Genomic DNA, 6,400 nt, shown 5'->3' with positions numbered 1-6,400 from the left:
CCGGCGAGGCGCTGTACCTCGGCGCGGGCGTCCCGCACGCCTATCTGCGCGGGCTCGGCATCGAGATCCTGGCCAACTCCGACAACGTGCTGCGCGGCGGGCTGACCCCCAAGCACGTGGACGTCCCCGAGCTGCTGCGGGTGGTGATCTTCCGGGGCGGGAAGCCCGAGGTGCTGCGGCCGGTGGCCGACGCCGACGGCGAGGAGCTGTACCCGGTGCCGATCGACGAGTTCCGGCTCTCCCGCTTCGCCCTCGGCACCGCCGCCCGCCGGCTGGCCGGGGACGCCCCGCAGATCCTGCTCTGCACGGAGGGCACCGCCCAGCTCACCGCCGCCGACGGCAGCACCCTGGCCCTGGCCCGCGGCGAGTCCGCCTTCCTCCCCGCGACCGGCGCCGACACCGAACTCTCCGGTCCCGGCGCCACGGTCTTCCGGGCCACCGTCACGCTCTGATCCGCACCTCGTCCCCGGCGTCCCCGGCGTCCCCGGACGGCCCGGTCCGGACCGGCGGTTCGCCCTTCGCCCAGACCACCTCCAGCCGGAGCAGGTCGAACCGCCAGCCGGCCGGCGTCCGCACGGCCTCGCCGGACATCCGCCCGGCGACCTCGAAGGTGGTGCCCGGAGCGAGCGAGCGCTCCGCGTGCAGCTCGTCCGAAAGGACGTGCAGGCAGAGCAGGTTGAACTGGAAGACGGCCCGATCGCCCTGCACGGTGATGCCGTAGTTCGAGCCGAGGTGCACCGTCCGGTCGAACCTCCCCATCACCTCGGCGTGATACGCCCCCAGCCCCTCGATCCCCTCCCGGGTGCCCACCGGGAACACCAGCCGGACGTTCTCGGCGAACAGCGACCTGACCCACTCCTCGTCGTGGACCCGGTCGTCCAGGCCGGCCAGGTACCGGTCGATCAGCTTCGCCACCGCGTCACGCTCCACGTACGCGCCCAACAGTTCGCGCAGCATGGCGAGTTCGGCCGAATCGGTCAGTGCCTGCTGGTTCGTCTTCGTCATGCGTCCATGATGGAATCTCAAGCTGACTTGAAGTCAAGCAAGCACCCGACTCGCCTCCTCACGCGTTCATGACTGCCGATCAGGCCGTCTCGGCACCCCGGAGTCGGTCGGCGCGTGGGCCTCGCCGTGGTCGACCGAACGCAGGGCGCCGAGCTGGGGCTGTGTCATCCGCCGAGGTCGAGGGGACATCGCCCGGGAGACCCGGACACCTGGCGTGAAAACCCACGCCTGCACGTTTCCCGCGCCCGCTATAGCGCGGCGGTATGCCCGCGATGTGCGGGATGCCACCGGCGGACGGGCCTGCCGGGAGCGGTACTGGACGCGGTGGAGCGCCGAGCGGCATCTGCGGCTGATGGACGAGGCCGGCATCGGGTTCAGTCTGCTCTCGCTCTCCTCGCCCGGGGTGCACTTCGGCGACGACGCCACCGCCCGGGCGCTGGCCCGCAGGATGAACGACGTGGCCGCCGCGACGGCCGCCCGGCGCCCCGACCGCTTCGGCTACTTCGCGGTGCTGCCGCTGCCAGACACCGACGGCGCGCTGGCCGAGCTCGACCGGGCCTTCCACCAGCTCGGCGCCCGCGGTGTCATCCTGCTGACCAACAACGCCGGCCACTATCTCGGTGACCCGCGGCTGCACCCGGTGCTCGCCGAACTCGACCGGCTCGGTGCGGTGGTGCTGCTCCACCCGACCTCCTGCACCGGCTGCGAGAACCTCGCCCTGGGCCGGCCGCGGCCGATGATCGAGTTCCTCTTCGACACCGCGCGCACCGTGGTCGACTTCATCCTCAGCGGGGCCGCCGAGCGCTGTCCACGGTTGCGGATCATCGTGCCGCACGCCGGCGGCGTACTGCCGCTGCCCGTGGACCGGGTGGAGCTCTTCAGGTCGATCCACGGCGAGTCCGCCGACCGGCGGACGGTGGCCGAACTGCTCGGCACCTTCCACTACGACCTGGCGGGCACGCCGTCCGCCCCGCAACTGGCCGCACTGCGCTCGGTGGCCGGCCAGGACCGGCTGCTCTACGGCAGCGACTACGCCTGGACCCGCCACGAACAGGTGCTCCGGGCGATCGGCATGCTCGACCGGTCACTGCGACCGGACGCAGGTGGGAGCTGGCGCCGCCTGACCAACCGCAACGCGCGCCGGCTGCTCGCGAGCGGACCTCCGAACGAGCCTCACCACCCGGCTGGGTCAGGCTCCTGACCCAGCCGGTCCCAGAACCGCGTCAGCTCTGCCACCACCCGGCCGTCGGAGCCGGGATCAGGCTGCGGACTTCGGGACCCCGCGCCTCAGGTCACGTCGCGCGTCATGTCGACGAAGCGCGAGTAGTGGCCCTGGAAGGCGACCGTGATGGTGGCGGTGGGGCCGTTACGGTGCTTGGCGACGATCAGGTCGGCCTCGCCGGCCCGGGGGGACTCCTTCTCGTAGGCGTCCTCGCGGTGGAGCAGGATGACCATGTCGGCGTCCTGCTCGATGGAGCCGGATTCGCGGAGGTCCGAGACCATCGGCTTCTTGTCCGTACGCTGCTCGGGGCCACGGTTCAGCTGGGAGAGCGCGATGACCGGGAGCTCCAGCTCCTTGGCGAGCAGCTTGAGGTTACGGGACATGTCGGAGACCTCCTGCTGGCGGCTCTCGGCCCGGCGGGAGCCGCCCGACTGCATCAGCTGGAGGTAGTCGATGACGACGAGCTTAAGCTCGTTGCGCTGCTTGAGGCGGCGGCACTTGGCGCGGATCTCCATCATCGACAGGTTCGGCGAGTCGTCGATGTAGAGGGGGGCGTTGGTGACGTCGGGCATCCGGCGGGCGACCCTGGTCCAGTCGTCGTCGGTCATGTTGCCGGAGCGCATGTGGTGCAGCGCGACCCGGGCCTCGGCGGAGAGCAGGCGCATCGCGATCTCGTTGCGCCCCATTTCGAGCGAGAAGATCACGCTCGGCAGGTTGTTGTGGATCGAGCAGGCGCGGGCGAAGTCCAGCGCCAGGGTCGACTTACCCATGGCGGGACGGGCCGCGATGACGATCATCTGCCCGGGGTGCAGACCGTTGGTGAGCGCGTCCAGGTCGGCGAAGCCGGTGGGGACACCGGACATCTGGCCCTGCCGGGAGCCGATCGCCTCGATCTCGTCGAGGGCCCCCTCCATGATGTCGGCGAGCGGGGCGTAGTCCTCGTTGGTGCGCTGCTCGGTGACGGCGTAGATCTCCGCCTGGGCGGCGTTGACGATCTCGTCCACGTCGCCCTCGGCGGCGTAGCCCATGCCGGCGATCCGGGTACCGGCCTCGACCAGCCGGCGCAGCACGGCGCGCTCGTGGACGATCTGGGCGTAGTACTCGGCGTTGGCGGCGGTCGGTACGGAGTTGACCAGGGTGTGCAGGTACGAGGCACCGCCGACCCGGGTGAGCTCGCCGCGCTTGGTGAGCTCACCGGCGACGGTGATCGGGTCCGCCGGCTCGCCCCTGGCGTAGAGGTCGAGGATCGCGCCGTGGATCAGCTCATGGGCCGGCCGGTAGTAGTCGGCGGGCTTGAGCACCTCGACGACGTCGGCGATGGCGTCCTTGGAGAGCAGCATGCCGCCGAGGACCGACTGCTCGGCGGCCAGGTCCTGCGGGGGGACGCGCTCGAAGCCGTCCACACCGGAGCGGCCCTCGTCCTGGGCGTCCTCGCGCTTCTTCCGGTCGAAGCCGCCGCCCTTGCGGTCGCCGCCCTTCTGACCGCCACCCTTCTGGAAGGCGCCCTTGCCGCCCTCGCCGCGACCGCCGTCACCGTCGGCACGGCGGCGGCTGACCGGCAGGCGGTCGCCCGGTCCGTCCGGGAAGGGGTCGTCGGGGAAGGCCCCGTCCGAGAACGGGCCGGGGGGGAAGGCGTCGTCGGACGGCTGCCAGTCGTCCTCCGGTGGGGGAGGGACGTCGTGGTCGTCGTACTGGGGGCCGGTCACGCGTGTTCCCCGATCAGCGAGTGGTGCGAGTGGAGCTGGCCTTGCCGATGGCGCATCCCCTTTCATACGCCACCGCGCCGGATAATCGGGCGCCGGGCAGGAGGTGTCGCACGGGTGGCTGCGGCGGTCAGACGACCACGCTAAGGGGCCGGACGGCGATCGGCCAAGATGGTTATCCACAGGCTGTGTGGATGAACGGCCCACTCCTGTGGAGAACCCCCTCAAACCTGTGTACAAGTCTGTGGACAGCACTGTGGATAACCACACAATCCTGCCACCGTCAACCCGCTGACCTGCGATAACTCTTTCCACCGGCTGTGCATGAGAAATTCTTCACACAGGCCGGGCCGCGCCCCGCGCCCCCGAGCGGCGCCACCGTCGATCAAGATTTCGAGTAATAGATAAAAGCGCCTAGCACTGCTTACCTGTGGATGAGTACTCTTGTCCGCATGACAACCGCCCCCACCCGCCGTCGGCACGACCGGGAGATTCTCGCCCTGGCTGTCCCGGCCTTCGGGGCACTGGTCGCCGAACCGCTGTTCCTGATGGCCGACTCCGCCATCGTCGGACACCTCGGCACCGCCCAGCTGGCCGGTCTCGGCATCGCCTCGGCCGGGCTCACCACCGCCACCGCCACCTTCGTCTTCCTCGCCTACGCGACCACCGCCGCCGTCTCCCGCCGGATCGGCGCGGGCGACCGCAGGGCGGCCATCCAGCAGGGCATCGACGGGATCTGGCTCGCCCTGCTGCTCTCGGTCGGCGTGGTGGCCCTGATGCTGCTGCTGGCCCCTTGGGCGGCCGCCTCCCTCGGCGCCTCCCCCACCGCCCTCCCGTACGCCGTGACCTACCTGCGGATCAGCGCCCTGGGGACACCGGCGATGCTGCTGGTCCTGGCCGCCACCGGCGTGCTGCGCGGCCTCCAGGACACCCGCACTCCGCTGCTGGTGGCGATCGGCGGCTTCACCGCCAACCTGCTGCTCAACCTCGGCCTGGTCTACGGCGCCGGACTCGGCGTGGCCGGCTCGGCCTGGGGCACCGTCCTGGCGCAGACCGCGATGGCCGCCGTGTACGTGCTGGTGGTGGTTCGCGGGGCGCGCCGCGAGGGCGCGGGGCTCCGTCCCGACCTGGCCGGGATCCGCGCCTGCGCCAAGGCCGGGGGCCCGCTGATGATCCGGACGATGAGCCTGCGCGGGGTCCTGCTTATCGCCACCGCCGTGGCCGCCCGGCTCGGCGACACCGCGGTGGCGGCGCACCAGATAGCCATGGCCCTCTGGGGCTTCCTCGCCTTCGCCCTGGATGCCATCGCCATCGCCGGTCAGGCGATCATCGGCCGCTACCTGGGCGCCGGGGACGTCCCCGGGACCAGGGCCGCCACCCGGCGGATGGTCGAGTGGGGCATCGGCGCGGGACTGCTGCTCGGCCTGCTGGTGGTGCTGGCCCGCCCGCTGTACGTGCCGCTGTTCACCCCGGATCCCCTGGTCCAGCAGCAGCTCTCGGACGTCCTGCTGCTGGCCGCGCTCACCCAGCCGGTCGGCGGGGTGGTCTTCGTCCTGGACGGCGTACTGATGGGCGCCGGGGACGGCCCCTACCTGGCCTGGGCGATGCTGGCCACCCTCGCGGTCTTCGCCCCGGTGGCCTGGGCCGTACCCGCGCTGGGGGGCGGGCTGACGGCGCTCTGGTGGGCCATGAACCTGTTCATGCTGGTCCGGGCGGCCTTCCTCGCCGTACGGGCGCGCAACGGCCAGTGGCTGGTCACCGGCGCGGTCCGCGCCTGACCCGGCCCCGGCGGGCGTCCCGGCAGCCCGCATCCGGCCACCTGTCACCCGCGTCGGCCCGCCTCCGCAGCGAAGCCCACGCCCCGCAGAAACGACCGAGGGCCGGTCTCCCCCTGGGGGAAGACCGGCCCTCGGTGCACAGCCAGGCCCTGACGGGCCGCTACGGCTTCGTTCAGGCGACGACGACGTCGATGTTCGCCTGGACGTCGGCGTGCAGCTTGACCGAGACCTTGTGGGTGCCCACGGTCTTGATCGGCGAGGCGATCGCGACAGCGCGCTTGTCCACGGCCGGGCCGTCGGCGAGCTTGATGGCCTCGACCACGTCGGCCTGGGTCACCGAGCCGAACAGGCGGCCGGCGTCGCCGGAGCGAACGGCCAGCTTGACCTGGAGGCCTTCGAGCTTGGCCTTGACCTCGTTGGCGGCCTCGAGGGTCTGGATCTCGTGGATCTTCCGGGCGCGACGGATGGCGTCGACGTCCTTCTGACCGCCCTTGGTCCAGCGGATGGCGAAGCCACGCGGGACCAGGAAGTTGCGGGCGTAGCCGTCCTTGACCTCGACGACCTCGCCGGCGCTACCGAGACCGGGAACCTCGTGCGTGAGGATGATCTTCATTACTCGGTCACCCTCTCTTAGCGCGTGGTGGAGGTGTAGGGCAGCAGCGCCATCTCACGGCTGTTCTTCACGGCCGTGG

Annotated in this window: 5 protein-coding genes and 1 pseudogene; 3 read left to right on the top strand and 3 right to left on the bottom strand. The window is 71.3% G+C overall.

Annotation, left to right across the window (positions count from 1 at the left end; genetic code table 11):
• Window positions 1-452, top strand: a pseudogene (locus UK12_RS31450) (mannose-6-phosphate isomerase, class I); the annotation flags it as partial.
• Here the strand turns inward: UK12_RS31450 and UK12_RS31445 are convergent.
• Entirely contained in the window at window positions 442-1,005 is a 564-nt protein-coding gene (locus UK12_RS31445) for a nuclear transport factor 2 family protein (protein ID WP_052682355.1), read from the bottom strand. The pseudogene UK12_RS31450 and the gene UK12_RS31445 overlap by 11 nt on opposite strands.
• Window positions 1,006-1,279: 274 nt before the next feature.
• On the opposite strand from UK12_RS31445, the gene UK12_RS31440 reads away from it, so the two are divergent.
• The gene (locus UK12_RS31440; RefSeq protein ID WP_045306614.1) at window positions 1,280-2,206 is read left to right on the top strand and encodes an amidohydrolase family protein; all 927 of its coding nucleotides are present in this window, start codon (window positions 1,280-1,282) and stop codon (window positions 2,204-2,206) included.
• Window positions 2,207-2,292: 86 nt separating this feature from the next.
• Here the strand turns inward: UK12_RS31440 and dnaB are convergent, their stop codons facing one another.
• On the bottom strand, window positions 2,293-3,630 hold the full coding sequence (gene dnaB / locus UK12_RS31435; protein ID WP_442973906.1) for a replicative DNA helicase: 1,338 nt from the start codon (window positions 3,628-3,630) through the stop codon (window positions 2,293-2,295).
• Between the two features lie 752 nt (window positions 3,631-4,382).
• Here dnaB and UK12_RS31430 point away from each other — a divergent pair.
• Window positions 4,383-5,708, top strand: a complete 1,326-nt coding sequence (locus UK12_RS31430) for an MATE family efflux transporter (protein ID WP_045306613.1) — start codon at window positions 4,383-4,385, stop codon at window positions 5,706-5,708.
• Window positions 5,709-5,880: 172 nt separating this feature from the next.
• Here the strand turns inward: UK12_RS31430 and rplI are convergent, their stop codons facing one another.
• Window positions 5,881-6,321 carry a 50S ribosomal protein L9 gene (gene rplI / locus UK12_RS31425; RefSeq protein ID WP_045306612.1) on the bottom strand — a complete coding sequence of 147 codons (441 nt, stop codon included), beginning with the start codon at window positions 6,319-6,321 and terminating at the stop codon, window positions 5,881-5,883.
• Window positions 6,322-6,400: the final 79 nt, after the last annotated feature.

The sequence above is a fragment of the Saccharothrix sp. ST-888 genome, from assembly GCF_000955975.1.
Taxonomy (GTDB): Bacteria; Actinomycetota; Actinomycetes; order Streptomycetales; family Streptomycetaceae; genus Kitasatospora.
Note: the sequence above shows the minus strand (reverse complement) of the source record. Positions and strands in the feature narration are given on the sequence as shown.